This window comes from Flammeovirgaceae bacterium (assembly GCA_015180985.1).
In the GTDB taxonomy this organism is placed as follows: Bacteria; Bacteroidota; Bacteroidia; order Cytophagales; family Cyclobacteriaceae; genus UBA2336.
The window spans coordinates 307,594-321,694 of record CP054185.1; the positions used below are offsets into that span (position 1 = coordinate 307,594).

Consider the following 14,101-nt stretch of genomic DNA (forward strand, 5'->3'; position numbering starts at 1 on the left):
TCGTTAATCTTCTTCGAGTTTATATTTCCCGAGGTCCATACCGAACGTCAGGCCTTTCTCTGAAACCAATTGTTCTAATTCAGCAAGCGATTTCTTTCCGAAGTTTCTGAACTTCATCATATCGGAAATCTCCAATTGCACCAGGTCGCCCAGGGTTTTCACATCGGCAGCCTTAAGGCAGTTGTACGCCCTTACTGACAGATCTAAATCGTGAAGCGGAGTCTTCAGGAGTTTGCGCATGTGCAGCATCTCCTCATCTACCTGCTCTACTTCAGCATCTTTGCCGGTTTCAAGTTCCATTGACTTATCGCTGAACAAGGCGAAGTGCTTAATCAGGATATGGGCGGCACCTTCCAACGCCTTCTCAGGGTGGATGGAACCATCGGTTTGTATATCAAGAACCAGCTTTTCGTAGTCGGTTTTTTGTTCCACACGGGTATTCTCCACGCTGTACTTCACGTTTTTAATAGGCGTAAAGATGGCATCAATGGGAATAAACCCGAATACCTGTTCGGCCGGCTTACTTTCTTCGGCCGGGAGGTAACCACGGCCTTTATCGATGGTCAGTTCAATTTCAAAAGTGGCCGTTTCATCCAGGTTACAGATAACGTGGTCGGGATTCAATACTTCAAAAGCAGAAGTAAACCGGGCAATGTCGCCTGCTTTAAATTGCTTTTGCTTCTTGATGTTAACTGTTACTTTGCTGTCGAAGTTGTCACCGGTCTTCTTCAACCGAACCATTTTCAGGTTCAGGATGATCTCAGCCACATCTTCCACAACACCTTCCAGTGTAGAAAATTCATGCAGCACTCCCGGTATTTTAATACCGGTAATGGCATAGCCTTCCAGCGAGGAGAGCAGAATTCTGCGCAGCGCATTACCGATGGTTACGCCATAACCTTTTTCAAGCGGCTTGAAGGTAAAGGTGCCGTGAAAATCATCGGCCTTTTCCATCACCACTTTATCGGGTATTTGAAATGCAAGTATTGACATAGTTACGTTCTGATTAAAGGTTAGAATTATTTTGAGTACAATTCAACGATAAGCTGCTCGTTGATGTTCTCCGGTATATCCTCTCGCGGAGGCAGGTGGATAAGTTTTCCTTCCATTTCGGCACCATCCCATTCCAGCCAGGAGTATTTTCGCGCACTCTGCAACGAGAGGCTGTTGGTAATGGTTTCGAGTGATTTCGATTTCTCACGAACACCCACTTTATCGCCCGGACGAAGGGTAAAAGAAGGAACATTTACAACTTCGCCATTTACGGTAATGTGCTTGTGCAGCACAAGCTGTCGGGCGCCCCTACGGGTTGGCGCAATGCCCATGCGGTAAACCGTGTTATCGAGTCGTGCTTCCAGTAATTGCAGCAACACTTCACCGGTTACCCCTTTTTTTCGCGAAGCCTTATCAAACAACTTGGCGAACTGCCGTTCCAGCAGACCATAGATGTATTTTGCTTTTTGCTTCTCGGCTAACTGCGTAGCGTATTCCGACTGCTTGCGTTTCTTTCCACGACCGTGCATACCAGGGGCAAAGTTCTTCTTCTGAAGCGCTTTATTCTCACCCATTACCGGCTCTCCGAATCGCCTGGATATTCTGGCTTTTGGACCTGTATATCGTGCCATTACTTCTTGATTTTTTTATTTCAGTTTTTTAAGTCAATTAAACCCTTCTCTTCTTTGGCGGGCGACAACCATTATGCGGAAGCGGTGTCATATCCTTAATGGCCGTCACTTCAATGCCCGCAGTTTGAATGGTACGGATGGCCGACTCGCGTCCAGCGCCCGGACCCTTCACAAATACTTCCACTTTGCGCAGGCCAAGTTCGAAGGCGCGCGTGGCGCAATCCTGGGCGGCCATCTGGGCTGCATACGGAGTATTTTTTTTCGAACCTTTAAACCCCATTTTGCCTGCCGAAGACCAGGTAACTACCTGACCCGTGGAGTTGGTCATAGAAATAACGATGTTATTAAACGTGGCTTTAATATGCGCCTGACCTACGGCTTCCACGTTTACTACCCGCTTCTTGGCTTTGTCTTTACGTTTCTCGGTTGACATTATCCTTGTTCGTTATTGTTTCTATATCAATTACCCTTTCGTGGCCTTCTTCTTATTGGCTACGGTCTTACGTTTTCCTTTGCGCGTACGGGCGTTGTTTTTGGTTGTCTGTCCACGCACCGGCAACCCTTTGCGGTGGCGAAGGCCCCGGTAGCAGCCAATGTCCATCAGCCGCTTGATGCTCAGTTGCACTTCGGAACGCAGGGAACCTTCTACCCGGAATTTCTCGGAGATGATGGAACGAATAGCATTCGACTCCTCATCGGTCCAGTCTTTTGCCTTCTTATTCCAATCCACACCCGCCTGGGTAAGAATGTTTTGCGCTGACCTGCGGCCAATACCGTAAATGTACGTGAGGCTGATTTCGCCACGTTTGTTATCCGGAATATCGACACCTTGTATCCTTGCCATGTTGTATAAGTTATCGTGTTTTGGTTATCCCTGGCGCTGTTTAAACCGGGGGTTCTTTTTGTTAATAACATAGAGCTTGCCGTTGCGCCTGATGATTTTGCAATCGGCACTGCGTTTCTTTATGGATGCTTTTACTTTCATTGCGTTCAATCCTTATTTATACCTGAATACAATTCTTCCTTTTGTCAAATCGTAGGGCGACATCTCAAGCCTTACCTTATCGCCAGGCAATAACCGGATGTAGTTCATCCGCATCTTGCCTGATATGTGTGCCAGCACTTCGTGTCCGTTTTCCAACTGAACCCGAAACATGGCGTTCGATAACGCTTCGGTTATCGTTCCATCCTGCTCTATCGACTTTTGCTTCGCCACTTATACGAATACTTTTCTTCTATATACTGATGTGTTGTTAACACCTCTGTTCTATCTTCCCGTATGGCAACCATGTGCTCAAAATGAGCCGAGGGTCGCCTGTCGGCTGTGCGTATGGTCCATCCGTCACGCTCCTGCACCACGTTTTTAGTACCCATGTTAATCATGGGTTCAATGGCAAACACCATTCCGGGCACCAGTTTTACGCCTTTGCCCCGTTTACCAAAATTGGGCACCTCCGGATCTTCGTGCAGTTTTTTACCTACACCGTGACCCACCAACTCACGCACTACACCGTAGCCAAAACTCTCCACATAGCTCTGTATGGCATAACTCACATCGCCCATCCGGTTTCCGGCCTTAGCCTGTTCAATTCCTTTGAACAGCGATTCATAGGTCCGCTCCAGCAACAACAGCACTTTTTCATCGGCACCTTCCAAAGGATAGGTGTAGGCTGAATCGCTGTGATAGCCTTTGTAGTACACCCCGCAATCAATCGATACCACATCCGCTTCTTTCAGCTCATAACTTGATGGGATTCCATGCACCACCACATCATTTACCGAAATACACAGCGATGCCGGAAAGGACCCGTTATAGTTTTTGAATGACGGGATACCTCCGTGATCGCGGATAAATTCTTCGGCCACCTTATCGAGTACTGAAGTTTTGATGCCGGGTTTTATCAGACCAGCCACTTCACCATGAGCTTTGCCCAATATGTGGGCACCCTCTTTGATGATGTGTATCTCCTCTTCAGACTTTAAGTGAACCATTCAGCACTTAAGCCGCAGCAAATTGAGAACGACCTTTCACACGTCCCGATTTCATCATGCCTTCATAATGCCGCATTAACAGGTAGCTTTCAATCTGCTGCAGGGTATCGAGGATTACCCCCACCATAATCAGCAGTGAAGTGCCACCATAAAACTGGGCAAAATTCTGACCGACACCGGCCCGCACAGCAAAAGCCGGCAGCACCGCAACAACCACCAGGAACAACGCACCGGGCAGTGTGATTCTTGACAAAACTGTATCGATAAATTCAGCGGTTTGCTTACCCGGCTTTATCCCGGGTATGAACCCACCGTTTCGTTTCAGGTTATCCGCTATATCATTTGAATTAATGGTAATAGCTGTGTAGAAAAATGTAAATATCAGAATCAACGAACCAAACAGCAGGTTATACTGCCAGCTGGTAAAGTCAGAGAACGTTGAACCGATATAGGCCCCAATGTCGCTATCGCGCCAGAAGCCGGCCAGCAAAGCCGGAATGAACATCAGCGCCTGTGCAAAGATGATTGGCATAACACCGGCTGAGTTTAACTTAAGCGGAATGAAATCGCGTTTGCCGCCATACAGTTTATTTCCGATAACCTGTTTGGCATATTGAATAGGTATCCTCCGGGTAGCCTGCGTAAGCATGATTACACCCATTACCACAAAGAACAAGGCCAGCAATTCGATAATAAACAGCAAAGCACCCTGCATACCCCGGTTGTTCACCGCTTCATCAATGATGGCGCCCGGGAAACGGCTAACAATACCGATCATGATCAGCATGGAAATACCGTTACCGATACCTTTATCCGTAATGCGTTCGCCCAGCCACATGCAGAACATGGTTCCGGCAATGAGGATGGTGATGGAAGAGAAATAGAAAAAGAAGCCGGGATTGGTTATTGCTTCAACAGGTATAGTACCGCGGATATAGCCGTATGATTGGAAGCCCGTGATAAAGATGGTGAGTACGCGGGTCATCTGGTTGAGGCGCTTCCGGCCGGAGTCTCCCTCCTTCTGTAGCTTTTGAAAATAGGGTACAGCAAACGTGAGCAATTGTACAATAATGGATGCCGATATGTAGGGCATTATACCCAGTGCAAAAATGGATGCACGGCTGAACGAACCACCGAGGAACGTGTTGAGCAGATCAAAAATACCACCAGAGGCTACATTGCCTGCCAGTATTACCGGATCGATACCGGGCAACACGATAAAGGAGCCGAGTCTGAAGATAATCAGAAAACCAATCGTGTTAAGAATCCGGACACGCAGATCTTCAATTGAGAAAATATTCCGTATGGTGGTAATGAATCGCTTCATTATTAAATCTTGGTTGTTGAGCCTCCGGCCTTTTCAATAGCCTTGATGGCGGTTTCAGAGAAGGCGTGCGCCTGAACATTTACTTTCGCTTTCAGTTCGCCCCGGCCCAGCACTTTCACTTTATCTTTTTTACCTACAATTCCGTTGTCAATCAAAAACTGAAGGCTGATGTCACTCGATTTGGCCGCCAGGGTTTCGAGTACGTCCAGGTTAACTGCTTTGAAATACTCTTTGTTGTTATTCTTAAAACCGAACTTCGGTACGCGTCTCTGCAGCGGCATCTGGCCGCCTTCGAAACCGAATTTCTTGGCGTAACCCGAACGGGATTTAGCCCCTTTGTGGCCGCGACCGGCCGTAGTTCCGCCCGAGCCTTGTCCGCGCCCGAGCCGCTTATTGGTTTTTACCGATCCTTCTGCCGGCTTCAGTGTATGCAGTTTCATTTTACAGTTCCTTTACAGTAACCAAGTGATTTACTTTCTGAATCATCCCGGCAATCTGCGGGGTGAGTTCAACTTCTACTGATCTATTTAAACGGCCCAGGCCCAGCGCGCGCAAGGTGCGCTGCTGTGTCTCCGGTCGCTTAATGTCACTTCGCGATTGCGTAATTTTTACCTTACCCATGGCTCTTATCCGTTAAATACTTTCGACAGTGATACACCGCGGTTTTTAGCAACGGTAAAAGGATCGCGCATGCTGGTAAGAGCCTTAAAGGTTGCTTTTACCACGTTATGCGGATTGGAAGATCCTTTTGATTTGGCTAACACATTATGAATACCGGCACTTTCCAACACGGCACGCATGGCACCTCCGGCAATTACACCGGTACCCGGTGAAGCCGGCTTGAGCAACACCAACCCGCCACCAAACTTGCCAATGGCTTCGTGCGGCACGGTGCCTTTTGCAATCGGAACTTTAACCAGGTGCTTCTTGGCATCGTCAATGCCCTTGGTTATCGCATCGGTTACCTCGTTGGCTTTGCCAAGTCCGTAACCCACTACTCCGTTTCCATCGCCCACAACGACAATTGCAGCAAAACTGAACCTGCGACCGCCCTTTACCACTTTGGCTACACGCTCAATGGCAACCACGCGTTCTTTCAGATCAATTTCGCTTGCCTTAACCGTACTGATGTTGCTTACTGACATACTAATTTTTTTTGTCTGAAGTTTAGAATTTCAATCCGCCCTCGCGGGCACCTTCCGCAAATGCTTTTATATTCCCATGGTACAGATAGCCGTTGCGATCGAACACCACGGTGGTTACTCCGGCAGCGATGGCTTTTTCAGCAATCTTTTTCCCGGCATTCTTTGAATTAGCCATATTGAGGGTGGCTTTCTCGCCCAGCTCACGGGTTGACACTGAGGTTAACGTAACTCCCTTGCTATCGTCAATAACCTGGGCATAGATGCCGGTATTGCTGCGGAATACGGTTAACCGCGGGCGCTCGGCTGTACCTGTTATCTTCTTGCGGACACCCATCTTAATCCGTGCCCGCCTTGCTGTGTTCTTACCTGCCATCGATATCGTATTTACAATTACCTATTATTTAGCAGCTGCCTTACCGGCTTTTCTGCGAACATATTCACCCACAAACCGGATACCCTTGCCTTTGTACGGTTCCACTTTACGCAGCGATTTGATTTTGGCCGCCACCTGGCCTACCAACTGTTTATCGATACCTTCCAGTGTAATAGTGGGGTTGCCTCCCTTCTCCTGGGTGGCCTGCACTTTTACTTCCTGCGGAACCGCCAGAAAGATATTGTGTGAATATCCCAGGCTTAGTTCAAGTACATTGGATTGGGCATTGGCTTTAAAACCTACACCCACCAGTTCCAGTTGTTGCTTATAGCCGTTCTTTACTCCTTCAACCATGTTGGCAATAAGTGCACGGTATAAACCATGCATGGCCTTGTGGCGCTTTTGCTCCGTGGGCCGCTCAACAATAACCTGGTTGTTTTCCTGCTTGATTGTAAAATCCGGATCGATAACCTGCGAGAGTTCACCCTTCGGGCCTTTAACGGTTACCTTGTGATTCTCTTTCGAGAATGTAAAGGTAATTCCTGCAGGGATGTTTATGGGTTGTCTTCCTATGCGCGACATAGCTTCCGTTCGTTTAATACACGTAACATAAAACTTCACCCCCTACATTCATTTTGCGGGCTTCCTTATCGGTAATCACTCCTTTCGAAGTGGATAGGATGGCTACACCCAACCCGTTCATTACCCGGGGCAGGCGGCTGGTGTCAACATACTTGCGCAAGCCCGGAGTGCTGACGCGCTCAAGCCTGGAAATGGCCGACTCGCGGGTTTCGGGGTTATACTTCAGGGCTATTTTTATTACGCCCTGATTGGCCAGTCCGTCCTCAAACTTATAATTGAGGATATAGCCTTTATCAAATAACACCTTGGTTATTTCTTTCTTCAGGTTTGACGCAGGAATTTCAACCACCTTGTGGTTTGCCTTTATGGCATTGCGCAACCGGGTTAAATAATCTGAAATAGGATCTGTCATGTTTCTATTTCTTAGTCTAAAATGCTTTAAATAAAGCAGCCCGTTTTAAACGGGCTGCAAAGATACCTAACAATTTCTGTTATCCAAACTGTTACCTGGTTTCGCCCCGGTTGCCGGCCGGGGGACCTTGGTACTCAGCAACCTAATCAATATGTCGTGCCGGTTATTACCAGCTAGCCTTGGTCAACCCCGGGATTTTGCCTGCTGAGGCCATTTCGCGGAAAACATTCCGGCATACGCCAAATTTTCCCACGTACCCTTTCGGGCGGCCGGTAAGCTTGCACCGGTTTTTTAAACGCACCGGTGAGGCATTGCGCGGAAGTTTATCAAGCGCTACGTAATCGCCTGCTTCTTTTAAACTCTTGCGCTTGGCAGCATACAATGCCACCAGTTTTTCCCGTTTGGTTTGCCTTGCTATTACAGATAGTTTCGCCATTCGTTTTTAGTTTTTATTGGCAAACGGCATCCCGAATGCCTTCAGGAGCTCGTAGCTTTCTTCATCGGTTTTGGCAGTGGTTACGAACGTAATGTCCATCCCGCTGATCTTATTTACTTTATCAATGGAAATTTCCGGGAAGATGATTTGTTCCTTTACCCCCAGGGTATAGTTTCCACGACCGTCAAATCCTTTCGGATTCACACCACGGAAATCGCGCACACGCGGAAGGGCAATATTCATCAGGCGGTCCATAAATTCATACATCCGGTCGCCCCGGAGGGTAACGCGTACGCCAATGGGCATATCCTCGCGCAACTTGAAATTCGAAATCGCTTTTTTCGATTTGGTGGCAACAGCTTTTTGGCCGGTGATTGCTGAAATTTCCTCAACCGCCACATCAATCAACTTCTTATCGGTTACGGCAACACCCATACCCTTGTTGATGCAGATCTTATCAATCTTAGGTACCTGCATAACCGACTTGTACTGAAACTTTGACTTCAAAGCCGGTACAATTTCTTTCTGATACTTTTCTTTTAATCTTGGGGTAGCCATCACTTTATAAATTCTCCTGTTTTCTTCGCATAACGTTGAAGCTTGCCTTTTTCATTCGGCTTTCTTCCAACCCGGGTAGGCTTGCCGCTGGCCGGGTCAACCAACATCAGGTTACTGATGTGTATGGAGCCTTCGGTTTTTTTAATACCGCCTTCGGGCTTTCCGGCCGAAGGTTTCTCGTGTTTGGTAACTACATTAATCCCTTCAACAATAGCCCGGTTTTTCTGCAGCCACACTTCCAGCACCTTTCCGGTTTTACCTTTATCGTCTCCGGCAATAACCTTCACGGTATCGCCTTTACGGATGTGGAGTTTGGGTTGTTTGTTATATTTTCTTTCCATGACTTAAATCACTTCAGGTGCCAGTGACACAATCTTCATAAACTGTTTTTCACGCAACTCGCGGGCTACCGGCCCGAAAATGCGGGTACCGCGGGGCTCATCCTGGTTGTTGAGCAGCACAGCTGCATTATCTTCAAACCGGATGTACGATCCATCCTTTCTGCGGATCTCCTTGGTGGTTCGTACCACTACCGCTTTCGATACGGTACCCTTTTTTACCTGGCTGGTGGGCATGGCCGACTTAACCGTTACTACGATCTTATCGCCAACGGAAGCATACCGCCTTTTACTTCCGCCCAGTACGTGCATACAAAGCACTTCTTTTGCTCCGCTGTTATCAGCTACCGTTAATCGGGTTTCGGTACGTATCATACTTATTTCGCTTTTTCAACAATCTCAACTAATCTCCAGCGCTTGTTCTTGCTTAACGGGCGCGTTTCCATAATGCGCACGGTATCACCAATGCCGGCTTCATTTTTTTCGTCATGGGCCATGAACTTGGTGGTTTTGTGAACAAACTTTTCGTAGATGGGATGCTTAACCTTGCGGTCAACCGCAACGGTTATGCTTTTCTGCATTTTATTGCTCACCACTACGCCAACACGTTCTTTTCTAAGTTTCCTTTCCATAGGAATTATTTTTGAATCTCTTTCGCACGAAGCTCGGTTTGCAGGCGGGCAATCAATTTGCGGGTTTGTTTAATCCGCATGGGATTTTCAATTGCCGATACCTGATGGGCGAACTTCATTTTTCGCAATGCCTCTTTTTCACTGGCTATTTTTTCAGTGAGTTCCGGTACGCTCAATGCTTTAATGTCTGTATTCTTCATGGCTTACTGACCTTCTACGTAATCTCTTCGGACGGTGAATTTGGTTTTAATGGGAAGTTTCCCTTCAGCCAGCCGCAGAGCCTCGCGTGCTGTGGCAACGCTTACCCCACCGGCTTCGAACAGAATGGTGCCCGGCTTTACAACTGCTACCCAATACTCGGGTGCTCCTTTACCCTTACCCATCCGCACTTCAGCGGGCTTTTTGGTTATGGGTTTATCCGGAAATATCCGAATCCACACCTGGCCTTCGCGTTTCATGGCCCGCGTAACAGCCACACGCGCAGCCTCGAGCTGGCGCGATGTTATCCAGCCGCCCTCCAGACATTTCAGGCCGAACGAACCAAAGGCAATGGTATGACCCCGGGTGGCCATTCCCTTCACCCGGCCTTTTTGCATCTTTCTGAACTTGGTACGTTTAGGTTGTAACATGACGTAATACTGTTATCGCGTTCGTTTAAATTCAATTACCGTTTTGATCTGCGCTCGCCTCCGCGTTCACCCCCGCGGCCTTCACCCCTTCTGCGGCCACCGCGCTCAGATCCGCCACTGCGCTGGCCACTACCCTGCTGTGCGGTTGTGGTGTTGCTCACAATGCCTACGTTAGGCGACAAATCACGCTTACCGTATACTTCTCCTTTAAAAATCCACACCTTGATACCTATTTTACCATAAACTGTTTGCGCTTCGGATATGGCGTAGTCAATATCGGCCCGAAGGGTGTGCAACGGAATACGGCCTTCCTTGTATTGTTCAGTACGGGCCATATCGGCACCTGCCAAACGACCTGACACCTTTATTTTAATACCTTCAGCTCCCACACGTATGGCCGATGCGATGGCCTGCTTCATGGCGCGCTTATAGGAAATACGGGCTTCAATCTGCTGGGCGATGGATTCGCCAACAAGTTTTGCATCCAGTTCAGGACGCTTTATTTCGTAAATGTTAATCTGAACGTCCTTGCCGGTTAACTTTTTCAGTTCCTCCTTAATTTTATCAACTTCGGTACCGCCTTTACCAATAACAACACCCGGGCGGGCCGTGTGGATGGTTAGGGTAATGCGCTTTAGTGTACGCTCAATAACAATCTTGGCTATGCCGCCTTTAGGAATACGGGCTTCGATGTACTCCCTGATCTTCTGATCTTCAACCAGTTTCTCGGAGAATGTGTTGCCACCATACCAGTTGGAGTCCCAACCTCTGATGATGCCCAGACGGAGCCCGATTGGATTTATCTTCTGTCCCATTATTCCTTAGTTTCTGTTATTGTTGTTTCGGTTTCAGCCGACTTCTTCAAACTGTCAATTACCAACGTTACGTGGTTTGAACGCTTACGGATGCGGTGTGCCCTGCCCTGCGGAGCCGGGCGGAGCCGCTTTAATATCCTGCCGCCATCTACCCAGATATCCTTCACATACAGGTCAGCCTCCTCCAATTTGGCATCCTGATTTTTGGCGCCCCAGTTCGATATAGCCGAGAGCAGAAGTTTTTCAAGCTTTGGCGATCCTACCTTGGGCTCGTACTTCAAAATATTAAGCGCTTTACTTACCCGTTCGCCCCGGATAAGGTCGGCCACCAAACGCATTTTACGCGGTGAGGTAGGCACGTTTTTCAACTTGGCCACCACGGGGCCGGTCTTAGCGGCTTCCTTTCTGGCATCGCGCTTTTCGCGTTTTACAACGGATCGTTTTGTTTTCTTTTCAGTTGTTTCCATGACTACTTAGCTGCTGGAGTACCCTCATCTTTTCTGTTACCCGAATGACCGCGAAATGTACGCGTGGGTGCAAACTCTCCCAGTTTATGACCAACCATGTTTTCGGTTACATAAACCGGTATGAATTTATTTCCATTGTGGACCGCAAAGGTATGGCCGATCAGTTCAGGCACTATCGTTGACCTTCTTGACCAGGTTTTAATTACCGATTTCTTTCCTGACTTTTCAGTTGCCTCAACTTTCTTCAGCAAGCGAAAGTCACAATACGGTCCTTTTTTTACTGAGCGTCCCATTTATTTTTTCCTCCTTGATATAATTAGCCGATCGGAATACTTCTTCGGATGACGGGTCTTTTTGCCTTTAGCATACAACCCCTTTCTAGAACGCGGGTGTCCACCGGAAGCGCGGCCTTCGCCACCTCCCATCGGGTGATCAACCGGGTTCATGGCCACACCCCGGTTACGCGGCCTTCTTCCACGCCAGCGGCTGCGGCCCGCCTTGCCCACGCTTTCGTTCATGTGGTCGGGGTTGGAAACGGCTCCTACGGTTGCCATGCATACTTCCAACACATTGCGCATTTCACCCGAAGGCATTTTCAGCGTGGCCAGCCCGTTTTCGCGGGCCAGTAACTGAACGAACGAACCTGCGCTGCGTGCGATGGCTCCGCCCTTGCCCGGCTTTAATTCAACGTTGTGTACGATGGTACCCAGGGGTATTTTCGACAACGGTAACGCATTGCCTACTTCGGGGGCAACATCGGCACCGGATACAACTTGTTGACCTGCTTTCAATCCATCCGGAGCGAGTATGTATGATTTATCCCCATCGGCATAATAGAGCAGGGCCACCCTAGCCGAACGGGTAGGATCATATTCAATAGATTTTACCGTGGCCGGCACACCATCCTTTTCACGCTTAAAGTCAATGACACGCAATTTCTGCTTGTGCCCACCGCCAATGTAGCGCATGGTCATACGACCGTTGTTGTTTCTGCCTCCGGTTTTCTTGCGGGTAACAACCAACGACTTCTCAGGTGTTGCCGAGGTAAGGTCGTCAAAACTCGGGGCGAGTCTGTGTCGCGTTCCTGGGGTTACCGGTTTTAATTTCTTCAACGCCATCGCTCAATACATTAAACGTTGCTGTAAAAATCAATTACTTCACCACTGGCCAGGGTTACGATGGCCTTTTTGTAATTCGGCTTACGGCCTTCCAGAACACCTGCTTTGGTGTAGCGCGACTTACGCTTACCCATTACCCGGATGGTGTTCACCTTTTCAACGGTTACACCATACTGTTTTTCTACGGCATTCTTTATTTCAACCTTGTTGGCATCAATGGCCACAATAAATCCATACTTGCCCTTTTCGTTCAGGGCGGAAACCTTCTCGGTGACCAGGGGTTTCTTTAACACGCTCATTATTCTTTATTTAACAGGCTCTCAACCTTGGTTACTGAACTCTCTACGAAAATCAGGCTGTCGGCATTTATCAAATCGTAGGTATTGATCTGATCAGCCGTAGTAATTTTTGCATTCTTCACATTTCGGCCTGATAGAATGATGTTTTTATTCATTTCCGGCAACACCAAGAGGGTTTTCTTATCAGCCAATGATAAAGCCGAAAGGAAACTGATATACTGCTTGGTTTTAGCCGATTCAAAAGTAAAATCCTCTAAAACAGCTATGGCATTTTCCTTTGCCTTGTAGGTCAGGGCCGATTTGCGGGCCAGATCTTTTACTTTTTTGTTTAACTTAAATGAGTAGTCGCGCGGAACAGGGCCGAATACCCGGCCTCCGCCTTTGAACTGCGGGTTTTTAATGTTACCGGCTCGCGCCCCGCCTGTACCTTTTTGTTTTTTGATTTTTTTGGATGAGCCGGCAATCTCGTTGCGCTGCTTCGACTTGTGTGTACCCTGGCGCTGGTTGGCCAGGATGCTCTTTACATCAAGGTAAATAGCATGATCGTTAGGCTCGATGCCAAATACAGATTCAGGAAGTGAAACCTTCTTTTTGGTTTTCTCTCCGGTATATGTGAACACTGCTACTTCCATCACTTCTGCAGAATTACGGTTGAATTTTTTGCGCCAGGCACAGAACCGCTCACCACAATGATATTCTGGTCAGGCATTATCTTAACCACTTTCAGGTTCGTCAGCTTTACACGGTCGTTACCCATGCGGCCCGGGAGGCGTTTTCCCTTAATTACCCGCGAGGCAAATGAAGCGTTACCCATCGAACCGGGAGCGCGTAACCGGTTGTGCTGACCGTGTGTTGCTTCGCCAACACCACCGAAACCGTGGCGTTTTACCACACCCTGAAAACCACGACCCTTTGAGGTGCCAACGGCATCTACAAAGTCGCCTTCCTGGAATACATCCTGCACCCGTATTTCTTTTCCTAACTCAACAATACCTTCGAACTCTTTTCTGAAATCACGAAACTCAACAACATTACGCTTAGCCGTTGTGTTTGCTTTTTTAAAGTGGCCGAGAAGGGCCTTGGGGGTGTTCTTTTCTTTTTTCTCTCCGAAGGCGAGCTGGACAGCACGGTAACCGTCTGTTTCCACGTTTTTTACTTGGGTGACTACGCAGGGGCCCGCTTCAATAACCGTACAGGCGATATTTTCGCCTTGGGGGCCATAGATGCTGGTCATTCCTACTTTTCGTCCTATAATTCCAGGCATGGGTAAAACCTTTTAATGCTTGTTTTTCAGGATTTTGCGCCATTCTGACGCAAAAAGGACTGCAAAGATATGAGATAAAGGGTAGTTAG

28 protein-coding genes are annotated in these 14,101 nt (G+C 48.0%); all 28 read right to left on the minus strand.

Annotated features, from left to right (window positions below; all coding sequences use genetic code 11):
* Positions 1-3: 3 nt before the first annotated feature.
* On the minus strand, positions 4-993 hold the full coding sequence (locus HRU69_01455) for a DNA-directed RNA polymerase subunit alpha (protein QOI96218.1): 990 nt from the start codon (positions 991-993) through the stop codon (positions 4-6).
* Positions 994-1,019: 26 nt separating this feature from the next.
* Positions 1,020-1,625, minus strand: coding sequence for a 30S ribosomal protein S4 (gene rpsD / locus HRU69_01460; GenBank protein QOI96219.1), 606 nt, complete (start codon positions 1,623-1,625; stop codon positions 1,020-1,022).
* 37 nt (positions 1,626-1,662) lie between these two features.
* Entirely contained in the window at positions 1,663-2,058 is a 396-nt protein-coding gene (gene rpsK / locus HRU69_01465; protein ID QOI96220.1) for a 30S ribosomal protein S11, read from the minus strand.
* A 30-nt stretch (positions 2,059-2,088) separates the two neighbouring features.
* Positions 2,089-2,469, minus strand: coding sequence for a 30S ribosomal protein S13 (rpsM, locus tag HRU69_01470; protein QOI96221.1), 381 nt, complete (start codon positions 2,467-2,469; stop codon positions 2,089-2,091).
* A 24-nt stretch (positions 2,470-2,493) separates the two neighbouring features.
* On the minus strand, positions 2,494-2,610 hold the full coding sequence (gene rpmJ, locus HRU69_01475) for a 50S ribosomal protein L36 (GenBank protein QOI96222.1): 117 nt from the start codon (positions 2,608-2,610) through the stop codon (positions 2,494-2,496).
* Between the two features lie 12 nt (positions 2,611-2,622).
* On the minus strand, positions 2,623-2,841 hold the full coding sequence (infA, locus tag HRU69_01480) for a translation initiation factor IF-1 (protein QOI96223.1): 219 nt from the start codon (positions 2,839-2,841) through the stop codon (positions 2,623-2,625).
* On the minus strand, positions 2,820-3,617 hold the full coding sequence (map, locus tag HRU69_01485) for a type I methionyl aminopeptidase (GenBank protein QOI96224.1): 798 nt from the start codon (positions 3,615-3,617) through the stop codon (positions 2,820-2,822). Before map ends, infA begins: the two co-directional genes overlap by 22 nt.
* Positions 3,618-3,624: 7 nt before the next feature.
* A complete protein-coding gene (gene secY, locus HRU69_01490) occupies positions 3,625-4,944 on the minus strand; it encodes a preprotein translocase subunit SecY (GenBank protein ID QOI96225.1) in 1,320 nt (439 codons plus the stop codon).
* A gap of 2 nt (positions 4,945-4,946) precedes the next feature.
* Positions 4,947-5,384, minus strand: a complete 438-nt coding sequence (rplO, locus tag HRU69_01495; protein QOI96226.1) for a 50S ribosomal protein L15 — start codon at positions 5,382-5,384, stop codon at positions 4,947-4,949.
* Position 5,385: 1 nt separating this feature from the next.
* Entirely contained in the window at positions 5,386-5,565 is a 180-nt protein-coding gene (rpmD, locus tag HRU69_01500) for a 50S ribosomal protein L30 (protein ID QOI96227.1), read from the minus strand.
* Between the two features lie 5 nt (positions 5,566-5,570).
* A complete protein-coding gene (gene rpsE, locus HRU69_01505; protein ID QOI96228.1) occupies positions 5,571-6,089 on the minus strand; it encodes a 30S ribosomal protein S5 in 519 nt (172 codons plus the stop codon).
* Positions 6,090-6,111: 22 nt separating this feature from the next.
* Positions 6,112-6,462 (minus strand): 50S ribosomal protein L18, encoded by a 351-nt coding sequence (locus HRU69_01510; protein ID QOI96229.1) that lies wholly within the window; start codon positions 6,460-6,462, stop codon positions 6,112-6,114.
* Positions 6,463-6,486: 24 nt separating this feature from the next.
* Positions 6,487-7,044: a 50S ribosomal protein L6 gene (rplF, locus tag HRU69_01515; GenBank protein ID QOI96230.1), complete on the minus strand. Its 558-nt coding sequence runs from the start codon at positions 7,042-7,044 to the stop codon at positions 6,487-6,489.
* A gap of 13 nt (positions 7,045-7,057) precedes the next feature.
* Positions 7,058-7,456, minus strand: a complete 399-nt coding sequence (gene rpsH, locus HRU69_01520; GenBank protein ID QOI96231.1) for a 30S ribosomal protein S8 — start codon at positions 7,454-7,456, stop codon at positions 7,058-7,060.
* Positions 7,457-7,622: 166 nt separating this feature from the next.
* On the minus strand, positions 7,623-7,892 hold the full coding sequence (gene rpsN, locus HRU69_01525; GenBank protein QOI96232.1) for a 30S ribosomal protein S14: 270 nt from the start codon (positions 7,890-7,892) through the stop codon (positions 7,623-7,625).
* Positions 7,893-7,898: 6 nt separating this feature from the next.
* Entirely contained in the window at positions 7,899-8,450 is a 552-nt protein-coding gene (gene rplE, locus HRU69_01530; GenBank protein QOI96233.1) for a 50S ribosomal protein L5, read from the minus strand.
* Complete coding sequence (rplX, locus tag HRU69_01535; GenBank protein QOI96234.1) at positions 8,450-8,791, minus strand: 50S ribosomal protein L24; 342 nt, start codon at positions 8,789-8,791, stop codon at positions 8,450-8,452. Before rplX ends, rplE begins: the two co-directional genes overlap by 1 nt.
* A 3-nt stretch (positions 8,792-8,794) precedes the next feature.
* Positions 8,795-9,163, minus strand: coding sequence for a 50S ribosomal protein L14 (rplN, locus tag HRU69_01540; protein ID QOI96235.1), 369 nt, complete (start codon positions 9,161-9,163; stop codon positions 8,795-8,797).
* Between the two features lie 2 nt (positions 9,164-9,165).
* A complete protein-coding gene (gene rpsQ / locus HRU69_01545; GenBank protein QOI96236.1) occupies positions 9,166-9,420 on the minus strand; it encodes a 30S ribosomal protein S17 in 255 nt (84 codons plus the stop codon).
* A gap of 5 nt (positions 9,421-9,425) precedes the next feature.
* On the minus strand, positions 9,426-9,620 hold the full coding sequence (gene rpmC / locus HRU69_01550; protein ID QOI96237.1) for a 50S ribosomal protein L29: 195 nt from the start codon (positions 9,618-9,620) through the stop codon (positions 9,426-9,428).
* 3 nt (positions 9,621-9,623) lie between these two features.
* Positions 9,624-10,049, minus strand: a complete 426-nt coding sequence (gene rplP, locus HRU69_01555; GenBank protein ID QOI96238.1) for a 50S ribosomal protein L16 — start codon at positions 10,047-10,049, stop codon at positions 9,624-9,626.
* A gap of 35 nt (positions 10,050-10,084) precedes the next feature.
* On the minus strand, positions 10,085-10,864 hold the full coding sequence (gene rpsC, locus HRU69_01560; GenBank protein QOI96239.1) for a 30S ribosomal protein S3: 780 nt from the start codon (positions 10,862-10,864) through the stop codon (positions 10,085-10,087).
* Positions 10,864-11,331 (minus strand): 50S ribosomal protein L22, encoded by a 468-nt coding sequence (gene rplV / locus HRU69_01565; GenBank protein QOI96240.1) that lies wholly within the window; start codon positions 11,329-11,331, stop codon positions 10,864-10,866. The genes rpsC and rplV overlap by 1 nt, the downstream gene beginning before the upstream one ends.
* Positions 11,332-11,333: 2 nt before the next feature.
* The gene (rpsS, locus tag HRU69_01570; protein ID QOI96241.1) at positions 11,334-11,624 is read right to left on the minus strand and encodes a 30S ribosomal protein S19; all 291 of its coding nucleotides are present in this window, start codon (positions 11,622-11,624) and stop codon (positions 11,334-11,336) included.
* Positions 11,625-12,449 (minus strand): 50S ribosomal protein L2, encoded by an 825-nt coding sequence (gene rplB, locus HRU69_01575; GenBank protein ID QOI96242.1) that lies wholly within the window; start codon positions 12,447-12,449, stop codon positions 11,625-11,627.
* An 11-nt stretch (positions 12,450-12,460) separates the two neighbouring features.
* A complete protein-coding gene (rplW, locus tag HRU69_01580; GenBank protein QOI96243.1) occupies positions 12,461-12,748 on the minus strand; it encodes a 50S ribosomal protein L23 in 288 nt (95 codons plus the stop codon).
* Positions 12,748-13,380, minus strand: coding sequence for a 50S ribosomal protein L4 (gene rplD, locus HRU69_01585; GenBank protein QOI96244.1), 633 nt, complete (start codon positions 13,378-13,380; stop codon positions 12,748-12,750). The genes rplW and rplD overlap by 1 nt, the downstream gene beginning before the upstream one ends.
* A complete protein-coding gene (gene rplC / locus HRU69_01590; protein QOI96245.1) occupies positions 13,380-14,012 on the minus strand; it encodes a 50S ribosomal protein L3 in 633 nt (210 codons plus the stop codon). Before rplC ends, rplD begins: the two co-directional genes overlap by 1 nt.
* Positions 14,013-14,101: the final 89 nt, after the last annotated feature.